Raw genomic sequence first — 25,253 nt, 5'->3', positions numbered from 1 at the left:
CGTGCCGGGCAGCGGCCAGCCCGGTTGCCCTGCCTAGGCCGCGACTTGTCGTCGCACCCTGCGCTAAAGCACACCGGGCAATGCGCGACTTAGCTGCCGCGATACAGCGACTTCATTTCTTCAGCGCTGGCCGGACGCACGCCCATTGCATGCGAACCCGATGCCGATGCGCCCTGTGCCTGCGCGCCGTACCCGCTGGCGTCAGCGCCTTGTGCTTGCGCCAGTGCGCTGCGCTGCTGTTCCGCAACACGCGCCGTTGCGGCCTGGACTGCTTCCGGATAGTGCGGATCTTCGCCGCGAGCGGAGTTGTAACCGGCCTGCTGGAGCTGAACCAGCTCGGCACGGACCTGCGCGCGGGTGATCGTCGAACCCGACTGGGCAAACGACACGACCGGAGCAACGAGAGCGGCGGCAACGACAACAGCTTGAACGAGCGACTTCATGATGACCTACCTCCAGATTTGTCTGTTTTCGCGATGAACACCTTGTTCAGCGCCGACAAACCGAAGTTTATGTAGGCGGATGCTTAAGAATAAGGCAGGTTTCTGGAAGACATCCTTCCTGATTTACGGGTTAACCCTAGATCACCTGCCGGGCCAGAGATTCGCGAACGCTGCTTCATCCGGCATCGCGCCGCATGACGACTCGCCTGAAAGCACGAGCCCCGCGAAGCGACAACGCTTCGCGGGGCTCGAATGGTATTGCACGGGATTCGTGCATTCGCGCCGGTCAGACGGTCAAGCCGATGCGTGTGCACATCACCACCCGCCTGCCGAATCGGTGCCGCACGACGACGGCGCAAACACGCCTGCCCAGGCGTTACTGAGTATCCATCGGGCACTTCAGGTTGCAGCCGTTCGGGTCGCCCAGGTCGCCCTTGCGACGCAATGCCGATTTCTTGCTGCCCTGGTATTTCTGCGACGGCGCCGATGCCGCGAACGGCATCTGCGGATGCTCGTTCAGGCGAAACTGTTCGCTCAGGATGCCGCCGGGCACGCCCGGGGAATTCTGCGCGAACGCAAACGGCGAAGCAGCAACCAGAAGCCCCGCGGTCAACGCTGCCGCGGCGAGGGAAACGGAAAATTTCATGGCGGGATGACGCCTGAACGGCGTGCTTGTTGGAACGTTGATCAAGCGGCAAGCGTAGCGCAAATCCCCCGCTGCTGCAGCGCGCTTCGATCGCGTCCCCGTTACCGGGAATTGCCGTCCGGCGCGCTCGCGCCGTCGCTGCCGGCCAGCCCCGACGCGATGCTCGTCAGCGTCCCGCACGCGGCCGGATCGTAGCCGTCGAGATGTGCGACGCGCTCGACGAAGCGTGCATCGCGCAGCAGCGTCAGCACGCCGGTGAGCGGCCGCGCGTCGAGCCGCGCGCGTTCGCACGCGAAGTAATAGTCCTCGTCGACAACCGGGATGAAATCGAGCCCGAAATGACGGGCGGCCGGCTCGACGCCGAAGCCGAGATCGGCCATCCCGCTCGCGACGAACGCGGCAATCGCCGAATGCGTGAGCTCGGCCGACGCATAACCGTCGATGCGCTCGGGATCGATACCGATCGCACGCAGCGCGAGATCCAGCAGCATGCGCGTACCCGACCCCGGTTGCCGATTGACGAAGCGGATGTCATTGCGCGCGAGGTCCGCGAGCCCGCGGACCTGCTTCGGGTTGCCGCGAGACACGAACAGCCCCTGCTGGCGGCGCGTCAGGTGAATCAGCACGTGGCGCGTGTCGTCGAGCCACGGCCGATAGATCTGCGCGCACTGAGCGCGAAACGCGCCGCGCGGCAGATGGAAACCAGCCAGGTCGCATTCGCCGCGTGCGAGCGCCTGCACGGCCTCGACGCTCTCGCGATACTTGATGTCGACGGCCGCCTGCGTATCGACGAGCGCGGACACGAGCGTCGCGACCGCGTAACCGTGCGACGCATGGATACGCAAGACGCCGTCGCGCTGCTCGAGCCGCCGGTTCAGGTCGCTGGCCACCTCGGCCGCGAGCGCACGCAGGTTCCCGTCGAGGCGGCTGCGCGCAAGGCGCTGCGCGTCGACGACCGCCTGCCCGAGCGCCGACAGCGTCGATCCCTTACCGCGCGCGGTTTCGATCAACTCCCCGCCGATGCACGCTTCCAGCGCGCGCAGCATGCCCCACGCGTGCCGGTACGACAGCCCTTTTGCCTGGGCAGCCTGCGCAATGCTGCCCGTATCGGCCACGAGTTCCAGCAAGGGCGCGACGTCCGACAAGCTGGCCGTGCGACCTTCCGTGTCGCGTACGGTCAGATACGCGTCGCATTCGATTCGAACCAATTATGTACTCCGATTTCCTATTGCGACTGCGAAATGTTCCGCTTATCGTTGATGAAAATCAATCTGAACGAAGTCGCGATGCACACTATATGAATAGTGAGAGCATATGAGACTTTGGAGGAGCATAACCGATGTCCCCGAATTCCCACGCGCCCGACGCGCTCGTCGAGCGCCATGCGCGCACCGGCCGATCGCTGGTCGCGATCCTGCATGCGATCCAGGACGACGCGGGCTACGTGCCGCCGGGCTGCGTCGCGCCGCTCGCCAGGGCGCTGAACCTGTCGCGTGCGGAAGTGCACGGCGTACTGACCTACTATCACCACTTCCGCACGGCACCGCCCGCCCGCGTGACGATCCAGATGTGCCGCGCCGAAGCGTGCCGCAGCATGGGCTGCGAAACACTCGCCGCGCACGCTGAAGCCCGCACGGGCTGCCGGTTCGACGCTGCGCATGGCGATGCCGCGGATGCGCACGCGCCAGGCGCCGTCGCGCTCGAATCGGTCTACTGTCTCGGATTGTGCGCACAGTCGCCGTCGCTGACGGTCAACGGCGTGCTGCATGCAAAGGTCACGCCGGAGAAATTCGACGCGCTGCTGGCCGATGCCGTCGCCCACACGCCGGAGGCCGCATGACGACCCGCATCTATGTCCCGCGCGATTCGTCCGCGCTGGCCCTCGGCGCCGACGCGCTCGCCGCCGCGATCGTCGCGGAAGCCGAACGGCGCGGCGTCGCGATCGAACTGGTCCGCAACGGCTCGCGCGGGCTGCTGTGGCTCGAGCCGCTCGTCGAGGTCGGCACGGCCGCCGGTCGCGTCGGCTATGCGAACCTGTCGGCCGCCGACGTGCCGGCCCTGTTCGATGCAAACTGGCTCGAAGGCGGTGCGCATCCGAGCGGCGTCGGCGTCGTCGACGCGCTGCCCTATCTCGCGCGCCAGCAGCGCCTCACGTTCGCGCGCATCGGCCTGACCGATCCGCTGTCGATCGACGACTACCTGCAGCATGAAGGCCTGGCCGGCCTGAAGAACGCGCTCGCGCTCGACGGCGACGCCGCGTGCGAAACGCTGATCGAATCGGGGCTGCGCGGCCGCGGCGGTGCGGCATTCCCGGCCGGCATCAAGTGGCGCACGGTCCGGCAAGCGAGCGCCGCGCAGAAGTACATCGTCTGTAACGCGGACGAAGGCGATTCGGGCACGTTCTCCGACCGCCTGATCATGGAATGCGATCCGTACTGCCTGATCGAAGGGATGATCATCGCCGGCATCGCGACGGGCGCGACGCTCGGCTACATCTACGTGCGCAGCGAATACCCGCACGCGATCGCGACGCTCGAAGCCGCGATCGTCCGCGCGCGCGAAGCCGGCTGGCTCGGCGAACGCGTGCTCGGCTCCGCGCACGCGTTCGAGCTGCACGTCGCGAAAGGCGCGGGCTCGTACGTGTGCGGCGAGGAAACGGCGCTGCTCGAATCGCTCGAGGGCAAGCGCGGCGTCGTGCGCGCGAAGCCGCCGCTGCCCGCGCTCGCCGGCCTGTTCGGCCAGCCGACCGTGATCAACAACGTGATCACGCTCGCGACGGCGCCCGTGATCTTCGCGCGCGGCGCCGCGTTCTACCGCGATTTCGGAATGGGCCGCTCGCGCGGCACGCTGCCGTTCCAGCTGGCCGGCAACATCCGTCACGGCGGCATCGTCGAACTCGCGTTCGGCGTCACGCTGCGCGAGCTGCTGTTCGACTTCGGCGGCGGCACGGCAAGCGGCCGGCCCGCACGCGCCGCGCAGGTCGGCGGTCCGCTCGGCACCTACCTGCCCGACCATCAGTGGGACGTGCCGCTCGACTACGAGGCGTACACGGCGATCGGCGCGGTGGTCGGCCACGGCGGCATCGTGCTGCACGACGACACGTCGAACCTCGCCGAGCTTGCCGAATATGCGATGAAGTTCTGCGCGATCGAATCGTGCGGCAAATGCACGCCGTGCCGGATCGGTTCGACGCGCGGCGTCGAGACGATCGCGCGCATCCGCCACGGCGACACGTCGGAGCGGCAGGTCACACTGCTGCGCGACCTGTGCGACACGATGCTGGCCGGTTCGCTGTGCGCGATGGGCGGGATGACGCCTTACCCGGTGCTGTCCGCGCTCGACCATTTCCCCGAAGATTTCGGGCTCGCTGGCGGCAAGGATGCCGCGTCGAGCCCGGTCAAGGCTGCGGCCTGACCCAGAAGGAGCCCTGCATGTCCCTCGACACGAACAACGTCCGCCAAGGCGGCTGCGGCTCAGGCCAATGCGCGTGCAAGAGCGCCGCACAGGCGCGCGCCCGCGACCCGTTCGACGATACCGACTACGGCACGCCGCAACGCCATGCCGATACCGACGTCACGCTCGAAATCGACGGCCAGCCGGTGACGGTACCGGCCGGCACGTCGGTGATGCGCGCGGCGATCGAAGCCGGCGTCAACGTCCCGAAGCTCTGCGCGACCGATTCGCTCGAGCCGTTCGGCTCGTGCCGGCTGTGCCTCGTCGAGATCGAAGGCCGGCGCGGTTATCCTGCGTCGTGCACGACGCCGGCCGAAGCGGGCATGAAGGTGCGCACGCAGTCGGACCGGCTGCAGTCGCTGCGCCGCAACGTGATGGAACTGTACATCTCCGACCATCCGCTCGACTGCCTCACCTGCCCCGCCAACGGCGACTGCGAGCTGCAGGACATGGCGGGCGTCGTCGGGCTGCGCGAAGTGCGCTACGGCTTCGATGGCGCGAATCACCTCAACGACCGCAAGGACGAATCGAACCCGTACTTCACGTACGACCCGTCGAAGTGCATCGTCTGCAACCGCTGCGTGCGCGCGTGCGAGGAAACCCAGGGTACGTTCGCGCTGACGATCGCCGCGCGCGGCTTCGAATCGCGCGTCGCCGCGGGCGAAAGCGAATCGTTCATGGCATCGGAATGCGTGTCGTGCGGCGCCTGCGTCGCCGCATGCCCGACGGCCACGCTGCAGGAAAAATCCGTCGTGCAGCTCGGGCAGGCCGAACACTCGGTCGTCACGACCTGCGCGTACTGCGGCGTCGGCTGCTCGTTCAAGGCCGAGATGAAGGGCACGCAGGTCGTGCGCATGACGCCGAACAAGAACGGCCTCGCCAACGAGGGCCACGCGTGCGTGAAGGGACGCTTCGCGTGGGGCTACGCGACGCACAAGGACCGCATCACGAAGCCGATGATCCGCGAGAAGATCACCGACCCGTGGCGCGAAGTGAGCTGGGACGAAGCGCTCACCTACGCGGCGACGCAATTCCGCAAGCTGCAGCAGAAGTACGGCCGCGATTCGATCGGCGGCATCACGTCGTCGCGCTGCACGAACGAGGAAACCTACCTCGTGCAGAAGCTCGTGCGTGCCGCGTTCGGCAACAACAACGTCGATACCTGCGCGCGCGTGTGCCATTCGCCGACCGGCTATGGCCTCAAGACGACGCTCGGCGAATCGGCCGGCACGCAGACGTTCGCATCGGTCGACCAGGCCGACGTGATCGTCGTGATGGGTGCGAACCCGACCGACGGGCACCCGGTGTTCGGCTCGCGGCTGAAGCGGCGCGTTCGCGAAGGCGCGAAGCTGATCGTGATCGACCCGCGCCGCATCGATGTCGTCGACGGCCCGCACGTGAAGGCCACGCATCACCTGCAACTGCGCCCCGGCACCAACGTCGCGATCGTCAACGCGCTCGCGCACGTGATCGTCACCGAAGGGCTTGTTGCCGACGCATTCGTCGCCGAGCGCTGCGAGACGCGCGCGTTCGAGCAATGGCGCGACTTCGTGTCGCGCGACGACAATTCGCCCGAGGCAACCGCCGACGTGACGGGTGTGCCGGCCGAGCTGGTACGCGCCGCCGCGCGCCTGTACGCAACGGGCGGCAATGCCGCGATCTATTACGGGCTGGGCGTGACCGAACACGCGCAGGGCTCGACGACGGTGATGGGCATCGCGAACCTCGCGATGGCAACCGGCAACATCGGCCGCGAAGGCGTCGGCGTCAATCCGCTGCGCGGCCAGAACAACGTGCAGGGTTCGTGCGACATGGGCTCGTTCCCGCACGAACTGCCCGGCTACCGGCACATCAGTGACGAGATCGTGCGCGCGCAGTTCGAACAGGCGTGGTCGGCCAAGCTGCAGCCGGAACCGGGGCTGCGCATCCCGAACATGTTCGACGCGGCGCTCGACGGCAGTTTCAAGGGGCTCTACTGCCAGGGCGAGGACATCGTCCAGTCCGACCCGAACACGCAGCACGTCGCGGCCGCGCTGTCGGCGATGGAATGTATCGTCGTACAGGACATCTTCCTGAACGAGACCGCGAAATATGCGCACGTGCTGCTGCCGGGCTCGACGTTCCTCGAGAAGGACGGCACGTTCACGAACGCGGAGCGCCGCATCTCGCGCGTGCGCAAGGTGATGCCGCCGCTCGCGGGCTACGCGGACTGGGAAGTGACGCTGCTGCTGTCGCAGGCGCTCGGTTACGACATGCACTACACGCACCCGTCGGAAATCATGGACGAGATCGCGCGGCTCACGCCGACCTTCTCGGGCGTGTCGTACGCGAAGCTCGACGCGCTCGGCAGCATCCAGTGGCCATGCAACGAGCACGCGCCGGAAGGCACGCCGACGATGCACATAGACGAGTTCGTGCGCGGCAAGGGCCGGTTCGTGATCACCAAGTTCATTCCGACGCCGGAAAAGGTCACGCAGCGCTATCCGCTGATCCTGACGACGGGCCGCATCCTGTCGCAATACAACGTCGGCGCGCAGACGCGCCGGACCGAAAACGTCCGGTGGCATGAAGAGGATCGCCTCGAAATCCATCCGCACGACGCGCAGGATCGCGGCATCCGGGCCGGCGACTGGGTCGGCATCGAATCGCGTGCCGGGCAGACGGTGCTGCGCGCGCTCGTGACGGAACGCATGCAGCCGGGCGTCGTGTACACGACGTTCCACTTCCCCGAATCGGGCGCGAACGTGATCACGACGGAAAGCTCCGACTGGGCGACGAACTGCCCTGAATACAAGGTGACGGCCGTGCAGGTGCTGCCGGTTGCGCAGCCGTCCGAATGGCAGCGCGCATACGCGCGCTTCAACGCGGAGCAGATCGACCTGCTCGAGCGCCGCGCGAGCACGCCCGACACCGTGACGACAGGCAAGTGAGGCTGCGATGGACAACGACCACCTGATCGACATGGCCAACCAGATCGGCGCATTCTTCGAATCGATGCCCGATCGCGACGAAGCGCTGACCGGCATCGCCGAACATATCCGGCGCTTCTGGGAGCCGCGGATGCGCCGCGCATTGCTCGCCGCGCTCGACGATCCGTCGGGCGAAGGCGCGCAACGCGCGGCACCGATCGTGCGCGACGCGATCGCCGCGCACCGCGCGTCGCTCGTTCCTGCCGCGGCGACCGCCTGACGACGCTGCTACCCGGACACCGACATGCCCGCGAACCAGTTTTCGCAGTGGCGCAGCAGCGCGTTCGCGTCGGTCATCGTGCGCCCGCGCGCGGCGACATACCCGTCGGGCCGCAACAGATAGAACGACGGCCGCGAACGGCCGTACTCCTGTGCCAGCCCGGCGGCACCGTCGCCTTCGGCATCGGTCATCCGCCACACGCGCACCGCGCCCGGCATGATCCGTTCGAGCCCCTGCACGAGCGCCTGCGCATCGGCCGCCATCGGCGGCGCAGCGCCGGTGTCGGCATTCGCCGGTTCTTCCAGCAACAGCAGCGTGAAGCTCGCCGGATCGTGCAGATCGTATAGCCGCGCCGTTCCCGGCGCCTGACCGAGCGGGCCGTCGAGTACGTGCACGAGTGCGTCGGGTGCCCGCTCGCCCGCGCGCGGGCCGCCGTCGAGCACGCGCTCCAGCGTGAGCGGACTCTTCCGGTACTGCACGCCGAGCTCGCTGACCGTACGTCGCACCGCGTCGCGCATCGGCCCGAACGACACCAGCAGCGGCACGACATGATCGCGCAACAGCTTCATCGCGCCGCGATCCGCCTCGACGATCTGCGTAATGAAACCTGTCTGCCGCAACACGTCGCGCTCGATCGGATGACGCTCGGCGTGATACGTGTCGAGCAGCCGTTCGGGCGTGCCCGCACCGAGCACGCGCGCAAGCTTCCAGCCCAGATTGAACGCTTCCTGGATGCCGGTGTTCATGCCCTGCGCGCCGGCCGGGCTGTGGACGTGCGCGGCGTCGCCCGCGAAAAACACGCGGCCGTGACGCAGCCGGTCGACCATCCGGCTGTGCAGGTGGAAATAGGACGACCACGCGAGATCGCTCGGTGCAATCGACGCGCCGACGCGTGCGCGCACGATCGCCTCGCAGTCCGCGAGCGACGGGGTCGGCGCATAGGGCGACGCATCGCTGCCGGGCGGCCGGTCGGCGACGAGCCGGTAACGGCCGCCGCCCATCGGAAACAGGCCCGCCATGCCTTCGGGCGTCGTGAACAGGTGGATCTCTTCGTCCGGCCAGTCGGGTATCGCCGCGAAATCGGCGAGCAGGAAAGTCTGTTCGAACGCCTGCCCGGTGAAGCCCAGGCCGAGCAGATGCCTGACCGTGCTGTGCGCGCCGTCGGCGGCGATCAGGTACGACGGCGCGAACGATTCGTCGCGACCGTCGGCGCAGCGGATCGTCACGTCGAGCGACGTGCCGCCTGCATCGCACGCGGTCAGCGTCGCGCCGCGCTCGACCGTCACGCCGAGCCCGGCCAGGTGCTCGGCGAGCAGCCGCTCGGTAATGCTCTGGTCGAGAAACAGCAGATACGGGTAGCGCGTTTGCAGCGGATCGAAGTCGAGCCGCGCGATCACGCGGCCGTCGGCATGCAGCGCGGCCGCATGCGCGCGATGGCCGAGCGCGAGAAACGGCTCGACCGCGCGATGCTGCTCCAGCAGTTCGAGCGTGCGTGCCTGGATGCCGATCGCGCGCGAATGCGGCGCGGGCGCGGCGAGACGGTCGATGATGCGCACCGGCACGCGGGCCCGCGCGAGGCTCATCGCCGCAGCAAGGCCGGTCGGCCCCGCGCCGACGATCAGCACGGGCGGGATATCGAGCAGTGTGCCAGCCATGAGAACCTCGATGACATCGATGACACGCGACCCTGCAAGTCTACGCCGCTGCGCGTCACGGGGCCATATGCCGACCGGCCGAAGCGCGACACCCATGCGCGGTGTGGGAAAATACGCGCTTTCCGCCAGTTTTCGCGTCATGGATTCCGCATTCGACCGAGCGTATGCAGCACACCGCGCGGGCCGCCTCGCCGAGGCTGAGCAAGGCTATCGCGCTGCGCTCGCCACCAACCCCGCCGACACAGACGCGCTGCATCTGTTCGGCGTGCTGCGGCACCAGCAGGGCCAGCACGCCGAGGCGGCCGATCTCGTCGGCCGCGCCGTCGCGCTGCGTCCGGACGATGCCGCGCTGCAGCTCAATCTCGGCAACGCGCTGAAGGCGCTCGGCCGGCTCGACGATGCGATCGACCGCTTTCGCAATGCGCTGACGCTCGCGCCCGAATTTCCGCTCGCGCACTACAACCTCGGCAACGCGTATGCGGCGCTGCAGCGCCACGAGGATGCGATCGACGCGTTCGGCCGCGCGCTCCGGCTCACACCCGACGACGCATCGATCCACAACAATCTCGGCAACGCGCTGAACGCGCTCGGCCACCACGACGACGCGCTCGCCGCGTTCCGGCGCGCACTCGAGCTGCGGCCCGGGCATGCGGGCGCGCACAACAACCTCGCAATGGCACTGAACGCGATGGGCCGCGCCGACGACGCGATCGCGCACTTCCAGGCCGCGATCGCCGCGCAGCCACGCTTCGTCGCCGCGCATTTCAATCTCGGCAATACGTTCGATGCGGTCGGCCGGCATGCCGAGGCGGCCGCCTCGTTCGAAGCCGCGCTCGCGCTGCATCCGCCGTTTCCGCTTGCGCTGTTCGGGCTCGCGAACGCACTGTGCGCGCAGGCGCGTCACCGCGACGCGCTGCCCTACTACGAGCGCGCCGTCGGTCTCGATCCGTCGTTCAGCCTGGCGTGGCTGAACCTCGGCAACGCGCACCACGCGCTCTGCGCGCACGAGATGGCGCTGCGCGCATTCGACCAGGCGTTGCGCGTCGAACCCGATCTCACGCTCGCGCGGCTGCATCGAGCAGTCACGCTGCTGACGCTCGGCGACTTCACGCGCGGCCTGCCTGCGTACGAAGCGCGCCACGAAACGCCGGGCGCGATACCGCTCGGCACGCTGCCGCGCTGGCAGGGCGAGCCGATTGCGTCGCGCACGCTGCTGATCCGCGCGGAACAGGGGTTCGGCGACACGCTGCAGTTCGTCCGCTTCGTGCCGCTTGCCCGCGCACGCTGCGCGCACGTCGTGCTCGAAGTCCAGCCGGAACTCGTCCCGCTGCTGGCGCCGGCCGCATCGCGCTGGCGCTTGACGCTCGTCGCGCAGGGCGCCGCAAGGCCACCGGAAGCAGACGTCGCCTGCACGCTGATGAGTCTGCCGTTCCTGCTCGGGCTTCAGCCGGCGGACATCGTCGGCGGCTCGCGCTACCTTGACGCGCCCGACGGCGCTCGCCGGCGCTTTCGCGGCTCGCTCGGCGGGCAATCGAAACGCAAGTTCGGCCTCGCGTGGTCGGGGCGCCGGCAGGCGCAGGAAAACCGCTCGATGCCGTTCGACGCGCTCGCGCCGCTGCTCGCGCTACCGGACATCGACTGGATCGTGCTGCAGCCCGCGCTCGACGAAGACGAACGTGCGCGCGTCGACGCGCATCCGCGCGTGCATCGCCTCGACGGCCGGCTGAACGACTTCGCCGATACGGCCGCGCTGATCGAGCGGCTCGATGGCGTCGTCACGATCGATACGGCAGTCGCGCACCTCGCGGGCGCACTCGGCAAACCGCTGTGGGTCATGTTGCCGTTCGCACCCGACTGGCGCTGGTTCACCGGCGACGACTGCCCGTGGTATCCGCAGGCCAGGATCGCCCGCCAGCCCGCACCGGGAGCATGGCTCGACGTGACGGCCGCGGTTGCCGGCAAGCTGCGCGAAGCCTGAGCGCAGACAAAAAAGGGAGCGCAGCGCGCTCCCTTTTTCAATGCGATGCATGCGGCCGGCGCCGCGCGATGTGCGGGCGCCTGTCAGGCCGCCTTGTACTGATTGCGCGCGTCGGGCGTGCGGTACAGCACGAGCGTCGCGATCAGCCCGCAAATTGCGGCCACGCTCAGCCATAGCCCCGGCGCCGCCTTGTTGCCCGTCTGGTGGATCAGCAGCGTCGAGATTGCCGGCGTGAAGCCGCCGATCGTCGTCGCCAGGCTGTACGCAAGCGAGAAGCCGGCCGTGCGCACGTCGGCCGGCATCACTTCGGTCAGCGCGACGACCATCGCGCCGTTGTACGACGCGTACAGGAACGACAGCCACAGCTCGACCGCGAGCAGCCGCAGGAACGACGGATCGCCGACGAGCCACAGCACGGCCGGGTAAGCCGACAGCAGCGTCAGCACCGTGAATGCGATCAGCACCGGGCGGCGGCCGATACGGTCGGACAGCGCGCCGGACAGCGGCAGCCACACGAGGTTGGAGATGCCGACGCAGACGGTCACGACGAGGGCGTCGAGCGACGACAGGTGCAGCACTTCCTTGCCGAACGTCGGCGTGTACGCGGTGATCATGTAGAACGACACCGTCGTCATGATCACCATCCCCATGCCGGCAACCACGATGCCCCAGTTGTCGAGCATCGAGCGCATGATCTCGCCCATCGACGGGCGGTGGCGCTTCGCGAGGAACTCGTCCGTTTCCTTCAGCGAACGACGGATCAGGAACAGGAACGGCACGATCAGGCAGCCGATCAGGAACGGAATGCGCCAGCCCCATGCGGTCATCTCCTCGGCCGGCAGCGCGCGGTTCAGCAGCACGCCGACGAACGCGGCGAACACGACGGCCACCTGCTGGCTGCCCGACTGCCACGACGTATAGAACCCCTTGTGGCCCTTCGTCGCGATCTCCGACAGGTAGACCGACACGCCGCCGAGTTCGACGCCCGCCGAGAAACCCTGCAGCAGCCGGCCGAGCAGCACGAGCACCGGCGCGAGCACGCCGATCGTCGCGTAGCCGGGTATCGACGCCACCGTGAGCGTGCCGAGCGCCATCAGCCCGAGCGTCAGGATCAGCCCCTTGCGGCGGCCGTGATGGTCGATGTACGCGCCGAGCACGATCGCGCCGACCGGCCGCATCAGGAAGCCCGCGCCGAACACTGACAGCGACAGCATCAGAGACGCGAATGCGTTGCCGCTCGGGAAGTAGGTTTTCGCGATGGCCGACGCGTAATACCCGTAGACCATGAAATCGTACATTTCCAGGAAGTTGCCGCTGACGACCCGGAATACGGTGCGGAATTTCGATTCCTGCGCGATGGCGTGTGACGCTGTGGACATGTTTTTCTCGCTCAGCTCGGATGGCGCGAATCCGCGCCGCATGAATCCGACGACGCTCGCGGCGCCGGGCCGGCGCACACGGGCATCGCTGCCCGCCGGCGGCGCGCCGCACGACGACGCGCGCACCGGCATGGTCCGCGAATGATGCCACGCCAGGCCGACATTTGCCTTGTGATGCCCTGCTGCCGTCGCTGCGGCATTCGACTCGTACGAGTCGCCCCGAAACGGACGCGAAAATCAGATTGATCTGATCGACCAGTTCTCGCCGGCTGACCACAATGTCACGATTTGCGACGAGATTCCCGCGCCGCGGCCGGCATGGTTACCTGTGTCGCACGGCGCACCGCCCTCATGACCCCATCGTCCCTTGTCCCCGTCGAAGGCGCGCTCGCCCGCCCTCGCGTCGCCCCGCTCGATCACGTACCGCCGTTCGGTCGCGAATGGACCTTTCGCGGCGCGCCCGGTGCGAGGCCCGGCAAGCACTGCCTCGCCACGCTGACGACGTCCTGCATCGACGTCGACCGGCCGCACCGCGCGTGCCGCTGGCAGCCACGGCCCGTCGCGGCATCGATGCCGATTTCGGCAGGCGCGCCGGTCGTGCCGGCTGCCGTTGCCGGCACGCGCATCCGACGCACCGTCAGACGCTCTCGCGACCGGCGTGCGATGTACGCAATCTGCTGGAGCATCGGCGCGTTCGGCATCATCGGCTGGCTGATCGCCGCGCACGAACCGCCTACGGGCTTCGGGCCTGCACACACGATCCAGATCGCCGACGTTGCGCCGGACCACACCACGTCATCGACCGACACCGTGCGGATTGCCGCGGTTCAGTCCGGTACGTCGACAAACACTTCACCACAGGGCACGGTGGCGACACCTGTCGCGAACACTGCAGAATCACCACCGGCCACGCACCACGCCGCGCCTCGTCCGGCGTCGCCTCAACCGGGGGCGACGTCCGACGTGCAGCGCGCCGCCACTGCATCGCCGCGCCAAACAAACGGCTCGCGCACGACGGCAGCACCGCACCGGTCACCGACCGTGCCGCGGCTGGCTGCACGTCCGCCAGCCCTGAGCGATGCAGCCAACGCCCCCACACGCGATCGGCTCGCCCCGCCGCCGCACGCAACGGACACACACGATGCGCGCGACACGCTCGACGATCCGCTCACGCTGATCGCAACGGCAAACGCGCTGCGCGGCGCGCAGCCTGCCCGTCCGGCGCCTGCGCCCGCCGCCGGCTTCGACTGGACGTCGCAACTGTCCCACCGCCGCGTGACCGACATACCGGACGCGTTCGCACGCTGACGGTCGCCCAATAAAAAACCCGGCGAAGATCGCTTCGCCGGGTTTCGCTCGTCTCTCGCGCCGTCCGTCTGACGAATCGTTATTTGTGCGAGGGCAGCCCCGTCTCGGTCTGCTTCTCGAGTTGCCGCACCTGCTCCTGCAGATCGCGCAACTGCATCTGCGCGGCCCGCTTCTCGACCTGCAGCGCCTGCGCCTGCTCCTGGGCCGACTTCTGCCGCTGCGCGACTTCGGCCTGCTGGCTGCGCGCGACGCTCAGATCGGCCTGCAACTGCTGCGCGCGATTCGCCTGCAGCGCGATCACGCGTTCGAGGAACGCCTTCTGCGCTTGCAGCTCGGTACGGCGGATCTCGATATCCGCGAGTTGCACGGTCTGCTGGACGAAGTTCGCATACACCATCTCCGCGCGACTCTTCTCCTGCGACCGGATCACGCGCCACAGATGCTTGTCCTGGAACAACGCGACGTAGTACGTCATCTCGCGCGGATCGAACATCAGGCTCGCGCCGTAGCTGCCGTTGTACGTCGTGCGCATCTCGACGATCCGGCTGTCGTGCAGCATCTGCGTCAGCTCGGCGACGTTGCCTTGCGCGCTGGCGTCCGACGCGGATGCCGCCGGCGCCGCATCGCCGCTCAGGCTCGTGACCGCCGGACGCGTACCGGCGACCGGCGCGGTCGCGTCGGCGGACCAGGCCGCACCCACTTGAGCGCAGGCGGCCAGTGCAACGATCCACGTTGCGCATCGTGCAGGGGAAAAATTTCGGAAAGCCAACGTCAGACTCCGGCGAACGAATCGGGACTCGCGATTATCGTTCAAAACGAAACGGCCGCATCTCGAATTTATCGGGATGCGGCCGGCCCTCGTGCGATACGAAGAATGTGGCTTGCTACAGACGGGTTTCGCGCGCGGCGCGCAGGAAAGCATCGAGCAGCGGCGTGCAGTCGAGCAGCTCCGAGCCGCCCGCGCGATGGAACTCGGGGTGCCATTGCACGCCGACGACGAACGGCGAACGCCGATGGCGGATGCCCTCGATGATCCCGTCGCCGGCCGACACGGCCTCGATGTTCAGATCGCGGCCGAGATCGCGGATCGCCTGATGGTGGATCGAGTTGACGATCGCTTCGCTGCGCCCGGGGAACATGCTCGCGAGCGTCGACGAGTCGGGGAAGCGGATGGCGTGGCGATGCTGGTCGTAATGCTCGCTCACATGCGCATTCGCGGTCGGTACATCGGTGGCGATGTCCTGGTACAGCGAGCCGCCGAACGCGACGTTGATCAACTGGCAGCCGCGACAGACACCGAGGACGGGTTTGCCGGACTCGACGAACTCGTGCAGCAGCTCGAGCTCGTACATGTCGCGCACGCGGTCGCCCGGCCATTCGGGGCGGGCGTCCGACGCCGCGTAGGTTTGCGGCGACACGTCGGCGCCGCCTTGCAGCAGCAGGCCGTCGAGGTGCTTCGCGTAGTCGCGCAGGCGGATGTTGCTCGGGTGAATCATGCCCTGATGGCCGACGGTCGGAATCATGAACACGAGCACGTCGCGCGACATCACCCAGTGTGCGATCGATTCCTCCAGATACTGCAGCGTCTTGCCCCGCAGCCCCTTCGCGCCCGGTTCCGGATGGAAGATCCGCGCCGACACGCCGATGCGCAGCGTGCGCTGCGTGATGCGCTGGCCCGCGCGGTCGAACAGCCGACGCGCACGCGCGGCGATGATCCGGCCGAACACCGACCACGGCGTGTCGCTCTGCTTCAGGTAGGCCGGCGGCGCATTCTGCGTGCTCGCGGGCGGCGGCCGCGGCGTATCGAAATCCGGCGGCGCGCCGAACCCGGGCGGCGGCGAGCCGGGCTTCGGCGGCGCGGCGGCACCATCGCCGGCGGCACCCGTCGCGCCCGGCGCACCGGGCTCGGATGCGGCCGTGACCGGCGACGCGCCGTCCACGGCGACGTTTTGCGCGGCGGCCTGCGCGACCGGCGCACCGGGCGTTTTCGCCGGATCGGGACGGGGAGAATCGGAAGAAGCGGAAGAGGTGCCGGGCAGACCGGCCGGGGAAAGCGTGTTTTCGCTCATGACGATGGTCTGGTACGTCGCTCACGCGTATGGATAAACGAGGATTCATTATGCTTCAGTGCACGATCGCGCGGTAAACCTGCAACATCCTGTCGATATTGTTGCAAGTCGGTGGCAGACCGCGCCGGGGAGCGCCCGCGTGCGCGTGCCGGCGGCGCCACTACGTCGCCCGTGCACTGGACACCCGTGATATATCACAATAATATCCACGCATCGCCCACACTTCCCTATCGCCCGCGCCATGATCGCGCCCCGTCCGGCCGCCGCGCCGCAACCCGTATGAATACCCTGACCGACATCACCCGCGACCGGCCCGCCGCGTCGGCGATCAGCCTCGCCGACCGCGCCTACGCGCTGATCCAGCGCGACATCATCACGATGCGCCTGAAGCCGGGCGCCGCGCTCAACGAAGCCGACCTCGTCGCGCGCACGGGGATCGGCCGCACACCGGTGCACCAGGCCGTGCACCGGCTCGTGCTCGAAGGGCTGCTGTCCGTGATGCCGCGCAAGGGGCTGATGGTGCAGCCGCTGTCGCTCGACGACATCGTCGCGGTGATCGACGTACGGCGCATCAACGAAGCGCACTGCGCCGAACTCGCCGCGCGCCATGCGACGCCCGACGATCTCGCGCGCATGGCCGCGCTGCTCGACGACGGGCAGGCCTGCGTCGACACGCACGACGTCGAAGGCATGATGGAACTCGACCGCGCGTTTCATCAGGCGATCGCCGCGGCCGCGCGCAACGCGGTCCTCACCGAGATCCTGCGCGCGCTGCACGAGCGCTCGCTGCGCTTCTGGTTCGTCACGCTGTCCGAGCCTCACCATCTCGCCGACGTCCAGCACGAGCATCGCGAACTGTTCGAACGGCTGTCCGCGCGCGACGCCGCCGGCGCGCGCGCGGCCGTCGAAGGCCATATCGATTCGTTCCGCTCCACGCTTCTTCAACATCTTCGCCCCTGAGCCGCCCATGACCACGTTCACGCCTTTCCCCCCGCTCGCCCAGCTCGCCGCCGACCTCGCCGCCGGGCGGACCACGAGCCGCGCGCTCGTCGACACCGCGCTCGACCGGATCGCCGATCCGGCGGGCCAGGGTGCCGTCGTCTTCACCGAAGTCGCTGCCGACAATGCGCGCGCGGCCGCCGACGCGCACGACCGGCTGCGCGCCGCGGGCACCGTGCTGTCGCCGCTCGCGGGCATTCCCGTGTCGGTCAAGGACCTGTTCGACGTCGCGGGCCAGGTGACGCGCGCGGGTTCGCGCGTGCTCGACGGCGCGCCGGCAGCGCGCACCGATGCGGTCGCCGTCGCGCGGCTCAAGCGCGCGGGCGCCGTGCTGGTCGGCCGCACGAACATGAGCGAGTTCGCGTTCTCCGGGCTCGGGCTGAATCCGCACTACGGCAATCCGCGCTCGCCGTACCACCGCGACGTGCCGGGCGATGCCCGGATTTCCGGCGGCTCGTCGTCGGGCGCGGCCGCGTCCGTCGCCGACGGGATGGCCGCCGTCGCACTCGGCACCGACACGGGCGGCTCGATCCGCATTCCTGCCGCCCTGTGCGGGCTGACGGGCTTCAAGCCGACCGCGAGCCGGATCCCGACGCAAGGCGGCGTGCCGCTGTCGACGACGCTCGACTCGTTCGGCCCGATCGGCCTGACGGTCGCCTGCTGCGCGCTCGTCGACCGGATGCTCGCGGGCCTCGAGCCGCACGTGCCGGCCGCGCGGCCGCTCGAAGGCGTGCGGCTCGGCGTGCTGACGAACTACGTGACGGATGGCGTCGATGCCGACGTCGCGGCCGCGCTCGACGCCGCGCTCAAGCATCTCGAAGCCGCCGGCGCGATCGTCACGGAAGTGCGCTTCTCCGCGCTCGACCGGCTGCCCGACATCAACCGCTTCGGCTTCTCGCCGATCGAGGCATACGCATGGCATCGCCCGCTGCTCGCGCAGCACCGCGACCGGTACGACCCGCGCGTGCTGACGCGGATCCTGAAGGGCGAACCCGCGAGCGCGGCCGACTATCTCGACCTGCTCGCCGCGCGCGTCGCGATGCTCGACGAAGCCGCGCACACGGTCTGGTCGCGCTTCGATGCGCTCGTCGCGCCGACGGTGCCGGTCGTGCCGCCGCGCATCGCGGAACTCGAAGCGGACGACGCCGCGTTCACGCGCACCAATGCGCTGATCCTGCGCAACCCGAGCGCATTCAACTTCCTCGACGCGTGCGCGTTGTCGCTGCCGTGCCATCCGCGCGATGCGGCGCCGGTCGGCCTGATGCTCGCGGCGGCGCCGCATCGCGACGACGCGCTGCTCGCGATCGGCCAGGCGGTCGAAGCCGTGCTGAACACGATCCGCTGACCGCGCCAGCCGATCGACGGCGGGCGATGCGCGCGGTGCGGCAGGGTGCCGCACGCGCGCTGTCAGTTTCGTGCCAGACCGTTCGCGCTAAAATCGCGCGATTGTTTTCTGGACCGACCCACGAGGAACCCCGCCGACATGAACGACTACACGCTTGCGCTACGCCGCGAACGCCGCCTGCTGATGCTGCTCGGATGGGTGTGCATCGCCCTGCTGGCCGGTGCGCTGTACCTGCAGTACGTGAAGAACGAGGATCCGTGCCCGCTGTGCATCATCCAGCGCTACTTCTTCGCCGCGATCGGGATCTTCGCGTTCCTGGCCGCCGGGATCCGCAACTGGCGCGGCATCTGGGTGCTCGAGCTGCTGATCGCGATCGCCGCGGCCGGCGGCGTCGGCACGGCCGCGCGGCACCTGTCGATCCAGATGAATCCGGGCTTCAGCTGCGGCTTCGACACGCTGCAGCCGATCGTCGACAGCCTGCCGCCCGCACAGTGGTTCCCCGGCATGTTCAAGGTCGCCGGGCTGTGCGAAACCGTCTACCCGCCGATCCTCGGCATCCTGCTGCCCGGCTGGGCTCTGATCGGCTTCGCCGTGATCCTGATTGCGGTCGTCGCGAGCCTCTGGCGCCATCGCCGCAAGCTCGCGGCCTGACCCGGCCGGCCGCAATGGCGGCGCCCTGCGCGCGCGGCCCGATCAGTCGGGCCACGCGCGCCGGTCCGTCGTCGCCCGGCCCTGCCGGACGCTTTCGCAAGCCGCACCTGGCCGGCCACACGTAAACCCCTACCCCGCCGCCGCCCGGATTTCCGGGTGAACGCGCGTCGCGCGACTGCGGCGCCCGCGCCCCGCCGCGCCTGCGTTTCGGCCCGACGTGCACGCATCGGCGCCCCGATGCCGCGCGACGGGCCTATGATCGACATGATCGCCTCCTGATAGCCCGGATCACCGCCCGGCAATGTTCCCGTCGCCTTGCGGTGCTATCTTCCTGACTGGATGGCGATCTACGTGCGCGAGGCCAGGCGGTCTCACCGCCCACTGCGTAACGCGCGCCCGATCCGCAATGTCGAATGGATTCATCATGACAACGCAAACCATCCGCATCCGTCTCCCTCATGGCGTCCGCGTGTCCGGCGCCGCCGCCGTTCGCACGCGCGTTCAGCGCGCTGCCGCCGCACTGCGTCGGCCGTGCGGCCAGTCTGCCCCGCTCCCGTCCATCCTCGCTGCCGCCGCGCCCGCCAGCCCGCGCCGCGTGTCGTGCTGCATCGTCCCGAACGGAGCGTGCTGATGGAAGCCTGGCTCGGCGATCTGCAGCAACTGCTCGCGCACGGCGAAGCGGCCGTGCTCGTGACGGTCGCGCACACCGACGGCTCCGCGCCGCGCGAAGCCGGCACCAAGATGCTCGTCACGCGCGACATGGCCCGCCATACGATCGGCGGCGGTCATCTGGAATGGAAGGCGATCGAGATCGCGCGGCATCTGCTGAAGGACGGCGCGCACGTGCCCCACGCGCGCAGGCTCGAGCGGCTCGCGCTCGGCCCGAGCCTCGGCCAGTGCTGCGGCGGCGCAGTCGTGCTCGCGTTCGAGCGGCTCGACGTCGGCGATCTCGGCTGGATCATGTCGCTCGCGAAGCGCGTCGCGGCCGGCGCCGCGACCGTGCGGAGCGTATCATTCGGCCCCTCGCCGAGCGCGCCGCTGTTGAGCGAGCCCGAATCGGAAGCCGCGCGCGCCGACTGCCTGCTGTGGGAAACCGGTGGCGTGTCGCTGATGACCGAAACGATCGCGCCGCATGCGTTCCCCGTCGTGCTGTTCGGCGCCGGGCACATCGGCACCGCGCTCGTGAAGGTGCTGGCGACGCTGCCGTGCCAGGTGCGCTGGATCGACGGGCCCGATGCGGTGTTCCCGCCGGACGACGTGCTCGCCGGCATCGGCAATCTCGCGATCGAGGCGGCCGCCGCGCCGGCGGACGCCGTCGACACGGCGCCGCCGCAGTCCTACTTCGTCGTGATGACGCACGACCACGCACTCGATTTCGTGCTGGCCGAGCGCATCCTGCGGCGCGGCGACTATGCGTACTTCGGGATGACCGGCTCGCACGCGAAACGCGTGCAGTTCGATCATCGCCTCGCTGCCATCGGCATCGACCCGGCCCAGGTCGCGCGGATGCGCTGCCCGATCGGTGTCGAAGGCATCATCGACAAGGCCCCCGAAGTGATCGCGATCTCGGTGGCCGCGCAATTGCTGCAGGCCGTCGAGGCGAACGCGAACGCGCAGGCTTCCCCTACCTACTAACCGACCAAGAACGACGCCATGACCCCGACATTCAAGGACAAGATTGCCCGTGCGCCGAAAGCGGAGCTGCACATCCATATCGAAGGCTCGCTCGAGCCCGAACTGATTTTCGCGCTCGCGCAGCGCAACGGCGTGAAGCTCGCGTACGACTCGATCGACGCGCTGCGCGCCGCGTACGCGTTCACCGACCTGCAGTCGTTCCTCGACATCTATTACGCAGGCGCGAGCGTGCTGCTGACCGAGCAGGATTTCCACGACATGACGGCCGCGTACTGCGAACGCGCGCTCGCCGACAACGTCGTACACACCGAACTGTTCTTCGACCCGCAGACGCATACCGAACGCGGCGTGCCGATCGAGACGGTCGTCGCGGGCATCGAGCGCGCACTCGCCGATGCCGAGCAGCGCGGGCTGTCGAGCAAGCTGATTCTGTGCTTCCTGCGCCACCTGCCCGAAGAGGACGCGCTCGCGACGTTCGAATCCGCATTGCCGCTGTTCGAGCGCTATCGCCATCGCCTGATCGGCGTGGGCCTCGACTCGTCCGAGCTCGGCCATCCGCCAACGAAGTTCGCGCGCGTGTTCGAAAAAGCGCGCGCGCTCGGGCTGAAGCTCGTCGCGCACGCGGGCGAGGAAGGCCCGCCGGCCTACATCTACGAAGCGCTCGACGTGCTGAAGGTCGACCGGATCGACCACGGCGTGCGCAGCATCGAGGACGCGGCGCTCGTCGAGCGCCTCGCGCGCACGCGCACGGCGCTCACCGTCTGCCCGCTGTCGAACCTGAAGCTGTGCGTGATCGACGACATGGCGAAACACACGCTGAAGGCACTGCTCGACCGCGGTGTCGCGGTGACGATCAACTCGGACGATCCGGCCTATTTCGGCGGCTACGTCAATGAAAACTACTTCGCGACGGTCGCGGGGCTGCAGCTCACGGATGCCGAAGTCCAGGCGGTGATCCGCAACGGCTTCGAGGCGTCGTTCGTCGACCCGGCGCAGCGCGACGCACTGATCGCGCGCCTCGACGCGTACTGGCAGGCCGCGTGACGGCCGGCATCGAGGTGCGCTAGACAGATGAAACACGGCAACGGCATCCGCTTCGCGACTCCCGGCCCGGCCTTGCGCCGCGCCGGTTGCACGCATGCGCCCGGCGCGAACGCGTGCAGCGCGTTCGTTGCACGCGTGGCGGCGGCACTGTCCGTCGCCACCCGCCGGCGCGTGCGGTCGCGGCTTGCCGTCCCGTTCGCCGCCGCAGCGGGCGCGATCGCCATCGCCGCGCGGTTTGCCGGCAGCCACACGACGGCGGCCGCTGCCGCCACGATCGCCTGCGCAATCGCATCCGGCCGCGCGTCGCGCAGTGCGTCGCGGCGATTCGCGAAGCGCCGTCCCGCAACCGTGCGGACGGCGCCATCCATGCCGTCGCCCGCGCGGCGTCGATCGCTTTCTTCTGTTCGCCTTACCTTGATGCAGGACCATTCGTCATGACGCAAACCGCTTTTCGTTCCCAACTGCTGACCTTCAACGGCGACCCGGCTAAATCGAGCCAGGCCGCGAACTACGAGACCGACGGTCTCCTGATCGTCGCCGACGGCAAGGTCGTCGCGGCCGGTCCGTATGCGCAGCTCGCCGCGACGCTTGCGCGCGACGCGATCGTCCATGACCTGCGCGACAAGCTGATCGTGCCCGGCTTCATCGACACGCACATCCACTATCCGCAGACGGACATGATCGCGTCGCCGGCGCCGGGCCTGCTGCCGTGGCTCGACAAGTACACGTTCCCGACCGAGCGCCGGTTCGGCGATCCCGAGCATGCGCGCGAAGTCGCCGAATTCTTCGTCGACGAACTGCTCGCCTGCGGCACGACGAGCGCGCTCGTCTACTGCACGGTGCACAAGCAGTCGGCCGACGCGCTGTTCACGGCGAGCGACGCACGCGACCTGCGGATGATCGCGGGCAAGGTACTGATGGACCGCAACTGCCCCGAATTCCTGCGCGACTCCGCGCAATCGGGTTATGACGACAGCGCCGAGCTGATCGACCGCTGGCACGGCAAGGGCCGCCAAATGTACGCACTCACGCCGCGCTTCGCGCCGACGTCGACCGAGGCGCAGCTCGAAGCGTGCGGCGAACTCGCGCGCCGCCATCCGGACGTGTTCGTGCAGAGCCACGTCGCGGAAAACGTCGACGAGGTGAAATGGGTAGCCGAGCTGTTCCCCGGCCATCGCAGCTATCTCGACATCTACGACCGCTACGGGCTGCTGCGGCCGCGCGCGGTGTACGGCCACTGCATCCACCTCGACGACGAGGACCGCCGCCGGATGGCCGAGACGCGCACCGTCGTCGCGCACTGCCCGACGTCGAACTTCTTCCTCGGCAGCGGGCTGTTCGATTTCGACAAGGCCGGCGAATACGACGTGCCCGTCACGCTCGCCACCGACGTCGGCGGCGGCACGTCGTTCTCGATGCTGCAAACGATGAACGAAGCGCACAAGGTCGCGCGGCTGTCGGGCCACCACCTGACCGCGACGCGGATGTTCTGGCTCGCGACGGCCGGCGCCGCGCAGGCGCTCGACCTCGCCGACACGGTCGGCACGCTCGCGCCGCGCACCGAGGCCGACTTCGTCGTGCTCGATCCGCAGGCCACGCCGCTGCTCGCGCGCCGCACGAAGCGCGCGGATTCGCTCGAGGAACTGCTGTTCGCGTTCGCGCTGCTCGGCGACGACCGCGCGGTGTACCGCACCTATGCGGCCGGCACGCTCGTCCATGAACGCGGCGCGGCCCGCCGCGCGGCCGCAGCGTAACCGCCCGCCGGGCTTCCGTCCCGGCATGCGCGGCGACGCATCCACCACCGCGCATGCCGGGTAGCCGACGGCGCCACGCGCCGATCGTGTCCCGGCGCGCCTCGCAGCCCTGCCCGGCCGCATTCCCGCGCGCGACACACCGTGCTAGAATTCGCCGCTCATTGGGGAGTAGCCGCTCCGCTCGATGCCTCGCGCCCCCGGCGCGCATCGTGACGGAGGCGTCCGTCAACAGACTTGGCCGTTCGGCCATGGCGGACGCAGCCACCTAGGCCTGGCGAGACCGATGGTTCACAGTGCGCCGCATCAGGGCCCGGCGCGCCGTGGATCGTCGCTCGCACGCACAACATCGGCCCGCGGAACCCCATACGTGTCCCAAGCCTTCCTGATTTCCACCGGCGCCGTCGCCCTCGCTGAAATCGGCGACAAGACCCAACTGCTTTCGCTCGTGCTGGCCGCGCGCTATCGCAAACCGATGCCGATCATTCTCGGCGTGCTCGTCGCGACGCTCGTGAACCACGGTTTCGCCGGCGCGCTCGGCGAATGGCTCGGCGCGCTCGTCACGCCGTCGATCATGCGCTGGGCGCTCGCGTTCTCGTTCATCGCGATGGGGTTGTGGATCCTCGTGCCCGACAAGCTCGATGCCGACGAAGCCAATGCCAACCGTTCGCGGCTCGGCGTGTTCGGCGCGACCCTCGTCGCGTTCTTCCTCGCGGAAATGGGCGACAAGACGCAGATCGCGACCGTCGCGCTTGCCGCGCGCTTCCAGGACTACATCGGCGTCGTGGCCGGCACGACGTTCGGGATGATGCTCGCGAACGTGCCCGCGATCCTGCTCGGCGACCGCTTCGCGCACCGTCTGCCGACGAAGCTCGTGCACGGCATCGCGGCCGTGCTGTTCGTCGTGCTCGGCGCGCTGGCGCTGCTGGGCATCGGGGCCTGACGGACGAAGGTGGCCGGCGCGGCCGGGCGGCCGCGCCGTTGCTGGCGTCGCGTTACTTCGCGAGCGCCGCGCCCGAAGCCGGCGCAGCCGGCACCGCGCGTTCGTTGGCGGCCGGCGCCGCCGGCCCGCCGTGCTTGTCGACCGGCAGCCGGACCGAGCGGACCGCGCCGTTCGACAGCGGGAAATCGGCGAGCGCGCTGCGCGCAAGGAACGGCATCGCGTACAGCAGCGTGCCATTGTCGCCGGTCGTGCGCGCGGACACGTTGTAGACCTCCTTGCCCGTCGCGCGCTCGGTGATACGGATGCCGAGCGTGTAGTCGAACACCTGGTACGTCTGCGCGACGTAGCCGGCCGGCATCGGCCCCCAGGGCCCCCACGGGCCCCACGGCCCGTGCCGCCAGTACGGCCCCGGCCCGACGAACCAGGGATCGTAGTAGACGGGTTGCGGCACCGTCACGAGATCGCTGCCGACCGCATAGGTCAGCCCGACGAGATACCGCGCCTGCGCCTGCGGCACTTGCCGGAACGCATACGCGGACAGCTCGCTCGCGACGATCGGCTCGTAGGTCGACTGCTCGATGCTGTTCTTCTGCGCGTCGCTGCGCGTGAATGCATAGGTGCGTGTCGCGTCGCTGCCGCTCCAGTCGGAGAAGGCCGTGACCTGGGTCGTCACGTAGCTGGTGCAGCCCGTCAGCAGCGCCACGCACAGCGCCGCCGCCCAGCCCGCACCGCGAAAAATCCATTCGCGTTTCATGTTGATCCTCG

23 protein-coding genes and 1 riboswitch are annotated in these 25,253 nt (G+C 68.8%); of the genes, 15 read left to right on the top strand and 8 right to left on the bottom strand.

All coding sequences use genetic code 11. The annotated features are described in order from the left end of the window. Window positions 1-89 precede the first annotated feature (89 nt). From OEJ37_RS28790 to OEJ37_RS28780, 3 genes are all read right to left on the bottom strand, one after another. Window positions 90-443 carry a DUF4148 domain-containing protein gene (locus OEJ37_RS28790; protein ID WP_034183020.1) on the bottom strand — a complete coding sequence of 118 codons (354 nt, stop codon included), beginning with the start codon at window positions 441-443 and terminating at the stop codon, window positions 90-92. A gap of 376 nt (window positions 444-819) precedes the next feature. Continuing rightward, window positions 820-1,089: a hypothetical protein gene (locus OEJ37_RS28785; protein ID WP_174417814.1), complete on the bottom strand. Its 270-nt coding sequence runs from the start codon at window positions 1,087-1,089 to the stop codon at window positions 820-822. 101 nt (window positions 1,090-1,190) lie between these two features. Continuing rightward, a complete protein-coding gene (locus tag OEJ37_RS28780; protein WP_174417756.1) occupies window positions 1,191-2,297 on the bottom strand; it encodes a substrate-binding domain-containing protein in 1,107 nt (368 codons plus the stop codon). Window positions 2,298-2,428: 131 nt separating this feature from the next. Between OEJ37_RS28780 and OEJ37_RS28775 the strand changes: the two genes are divergently transcribed. Genes OEJ37_RS28775 through OEJ37_RS28760 form a run of 4 tightly spaced genes read left to right on the top strand, consistent with a single transcriptional unit; the run spans window position 2,429 to window position 7,731 of the window. Then, the gene (locus OEJ37_RS28775) at window positions 2,429-2,929 is read left to right on the top strand and encodes an NAD(P)H-dependent oxidoreductase subunit E (protein ID WP_174417757.1); all 501 of its coding nucleotides are present in this window, start codon (window positions 2,429-2,431) and stop codon (window positions 2,927-2,929) included. Next, window positions 2,926-4,503, top strand: a complete 1,578-nt coding sequence (locus tag OEJ37_RS28770) for a formate dehydrogenase beta subunit (protein ID WP_263347844.1) — start codon at window positions 2,926-2,928, stop codon at window positions 4,501-4,503. Before OEJ37_RS28775 ends, OEJ37_RS28770 begins: the two co-directional genes overlap by 4 nt. 17 nt (window positions 4,504-4,520) lie before the next feature. Next, window positions 4,521-7,472, top strand: a complete 2,952-nt coding sequence (gene fdhF / locus OEJ37_RS28765) for a formate dehydrogenase subunit alpha (RefSeq protein ID WP_263347840.1) — start codon at window positions 4,521-4,523, stop codon at window positions 7,470-7,472. Window positions 7,473-7,479: 7 nt separating this feature from the next. After that, entirely contained in the window at window positions 7,480-7,731 is a 252-nt protein-coding gene (locus tag OEJ37_RS28760; protein WP_152855434.1) for a formate dehydrogenase subunit delta, read from the top strand. 8 nt (window positions 7,732-7,739) lie between these two features. Here OEJ37_RS28760 and OEJ37_RS28755 read toward each other — a convergent pair whose 3' ends face one another. Then, window positions 7,740-9,386 carry an FAD-dependent monooxygenase gene (locus OEJ37_RS28755; RefSeq protein WP_263347837.1) on the bottom strand — a complete coding sequence of 549 codons (1,647 nt, stop codon included), beginning with the start codon at window positions 9,384-9,386 and terminating at the stop codon, window positions 7,740-7,742. 139 nt (window positions 9,387-9,525) lie between these two features. On the opposite strand from OEJ37_RS28755, the gene OEJ37_RS28750 reads away from it, so the two are divergent. After that, window positions 9,526-11,364 carry a tetratricopeptide repeat protein gene (locus OEJ37_RS28750; protein WP_411859295.1) on the top strand — a complete coding sequence of 613 codons (1,839 nt, stop codon included), beginning with the start codon at window positions 9,526-9,528 and terminating at the stop codon, window positions 11,362-11,364. A gap of 83 nt (window positions 11,365-11,447) precedes the next feature. On the opposite strand, the gene OEJ37_RS28745 is transcribed toward OEJ37_RS28750, so the two are convergent. Next, window positions 11,448-12,743: an MFS transporter gene (locus OEJ37_RS28745; protein WP_152855437.1), complete on the bottom strand. Its 1,296-nt coding sequence runs from the start codon at window positions 12,741-12,743 to the stop codon at window positions 11,448-11,450. Here OEJ37_RS28745 and OEJ37_RS28740 point away from each other — a divergent pair. Together OEJ37_RS28740 and OEJ37_RS28735 are read left to right on the top strand one after the other, a co-directional pair. After that, complete coding sequence (locus OEJ37_RS28740; RefSeq protein ID WP_175945770.1) at window positions 12,742-12,888, top strand: hypothetical protein; 147 nt, start codon at window positions 12,742-12,744, stop codon at window positions 12,886-12,888. The two genes, OEJ37_RS28745 and OEJ37_RS28740, sit on opposite strands and share 2 nt — an antisense overlap. Window positions 12,889-13,340: 452 nt before the next feature. Beyond that, the gene (locus OEJ37_RS28735) at window positions 13,341-14,051 is read left to right on the top strand and encodes a hypothetical protein (protein ID WP_263347832.1); all 711 of its coding nucleotides are present in this window, start codon (window positions 13,341-13,343) and stop codon (window positions 14,049-14,051) included. A gap of 79 nt (window positions 14,052-14,130) precedes the next feature. Here OEJ37_RS28735 and OEJ37_RS28730 read toward each other — a convergent pair whose 3' ends face one another. Together OEJ37_RS28730 and OEJ37_RS28725 are read right to left on the bottom strand one after the other, a co-directional pair. Next, the gene (locus OEJ37_RS28730; RefSeq protein ID WP_263347830.1) at window positions 14,131-14,820 is read right to left on the bottom strand and encodes a DUF2968 domain-containing protein; all 690 of its coding nucleotides are present in this window, start codon (window positions 14,818-14,820) and stop codon (window positions 14,131-14,133) included. Between the two features lie 115 nt (window positions 14,821-14,935). After that, window positions 14,936-16,120, bottom strand: coding sequence for a gamma-glutamyl-gamma-aminobutyrate hydrolase family protein (locus tag OEJ37_RS28725; RefSeq protein ID WP_175918933.1), 1,185 nt, complete (start codon window positions 16,118-16,120; stop codon window positions 14,936-14,938). Between the two features lie 279 nt (window positions 16,121-16,399). Between OEJ37_RS28725 and OEJ37_RS28720 the strand changes: the two genes are divergently transcribed. From OEJ37_RS28720 to OEJ37_RS28685, 8 genes are all read left to right on the top strand, one after another. Further along, window positions 16,400-17,080 (top strand): GntR family transcriptional regulator, encoded by a 681-nt coding sequence (locus tag OEJ37_RS28720; protein ID WP_175918934.1) that lies wholly within the window; start codon window positions 16,400-16,402, stop codon window positions 17,078-17,080. A gap of 7 nt (window positions 17,081-17,087) precedes the next feature. Continuing rightward, entirely contained in the window at window positions 17,088-18,464 is a 1,377-nt protein-coding gene (locus tag OEJ37_RS28715; RefSeq protein WP_263347825.1) for an amidase, read from the top strand. 138 nt (window positions 18,465-18,602) lie between these two features. Beyond that, window positions 18,603-19,115 carry a disulfide bond formation protein B gene (locus tag OEJ37_RS28710; protein WP_152855443.1) on the top strand — a complete coding sequence of 171 codons (513 nt, stop codon included), beginning with the start codon at window positions 18,603-18,605 and terminating at the stop codon, window positions 19,113-19,115. A 630-nt stretch (window positions 19,116-19,745) separates the two neighbouring features. Further along, on the top strand, window positions 19,746-20,750 hold the full coding sequence (gene xdhC, locus OEJ37_RS28705) for a xanthine dehydrogenase accessory protein XdhC (protein WP_263347823.1): 1,005 nt from the start codon (window positions 19,746-19,748) through the stop codon (window positions 20,748-20,750). 18 nt (window positions 20,751-20,768) lie between these two features. Further along, the gene (locus OEJ37_RS28700) at window positions 20,769-21,794 is read left to right on the top strand and encodes an adenosine deaminase (protein ID WP_175948487.1); all 1,026 of its coding nucleotides are present in this window, start codon (window positions 20,769-20,771) and stop codon (window positions 21,792-21,794) included. Window positions 21,795-21,821: 27 nt separating this feature from the next. Continuing rightward, window positions 21,822-22,232, top strand: a complete 411-nt coding sequence (locus tag OEJ37_RS28695) for a hypothetical protein (RefSeq protein ID WP_263347820.1) — start codon at window positions 21,822-21,824, stop codon at window positions 22,230-22,232. Then, window positions 22,229-23,548, top strand: coding sequence for a guanine deaminase (gene guaD / locus OEJ37_RS28690; protein WP_175918938.1), 1,320 nt, complete (start codon window positions 22,229-22,231; stop codon window positions 23,546-23,548). The genes OEJ37_RS28695 and guaD overlap by 4 nt, the downstream gene beginning before the upstream one ends. Before the next feature lie 151 nt (window positions 23,549-23,699). Further along, window positions 23,700-23,837, top strand: a riboswitch (yybP-ykoY riboswitch). A gap of 78 nt (window positions 23,838-23,915) precedes the next feature. Beyond that, window positions 23,916-24,488 carry a TMEM165/GDT1 family protein gene (locus OEJ37_RS28685; RefSeq protein WP_174417772.1) on the top strand — a complete coding sequence of 191 codons (573 nt, stop codon included), beginning with the start codon at window positions 23,916-23,918 and terminating at the stop codon, window positions 24,486-24,488. 52 nt (window positions 24,489-24,540) lie between these two features. On the opposite strand, the gene OEJ37_RS28680 is transcribed toward OEJ37_RS28685, so the two are convergent. Next, the gene (locus tag OEJ37_RS28680; protein WP_174417773.1) at window positions 24,541-25,242 is read right to left on the bottom strand and encodes a DUF4136 domain-containing protein; all 702 of its coding nucleotides are present in this window, start codon (window positions 25,240-25,242) and stop codon (window positions 24,541-24,543) included. Between the last annotated feature and the right edge of the window lie 11 nt (window positions 25,243-25,253).

This window comes from Burkholderia sp. BKH01 (genome assembly GCF_025685725.1).
Classification (GTDB): domain Bacteria; phylum Pseudomonadota; class Gammaproteobacteria; order Burkholderiales; family Burkholderiaceae; genus Burkholderia; species Burkholderia pyrrocinia_C.
The sequence above is the reverse complement of the archived record's forward strand: the minus strand, read 5'-3'. Positions and strand labels throughout refer to the sequence as shown.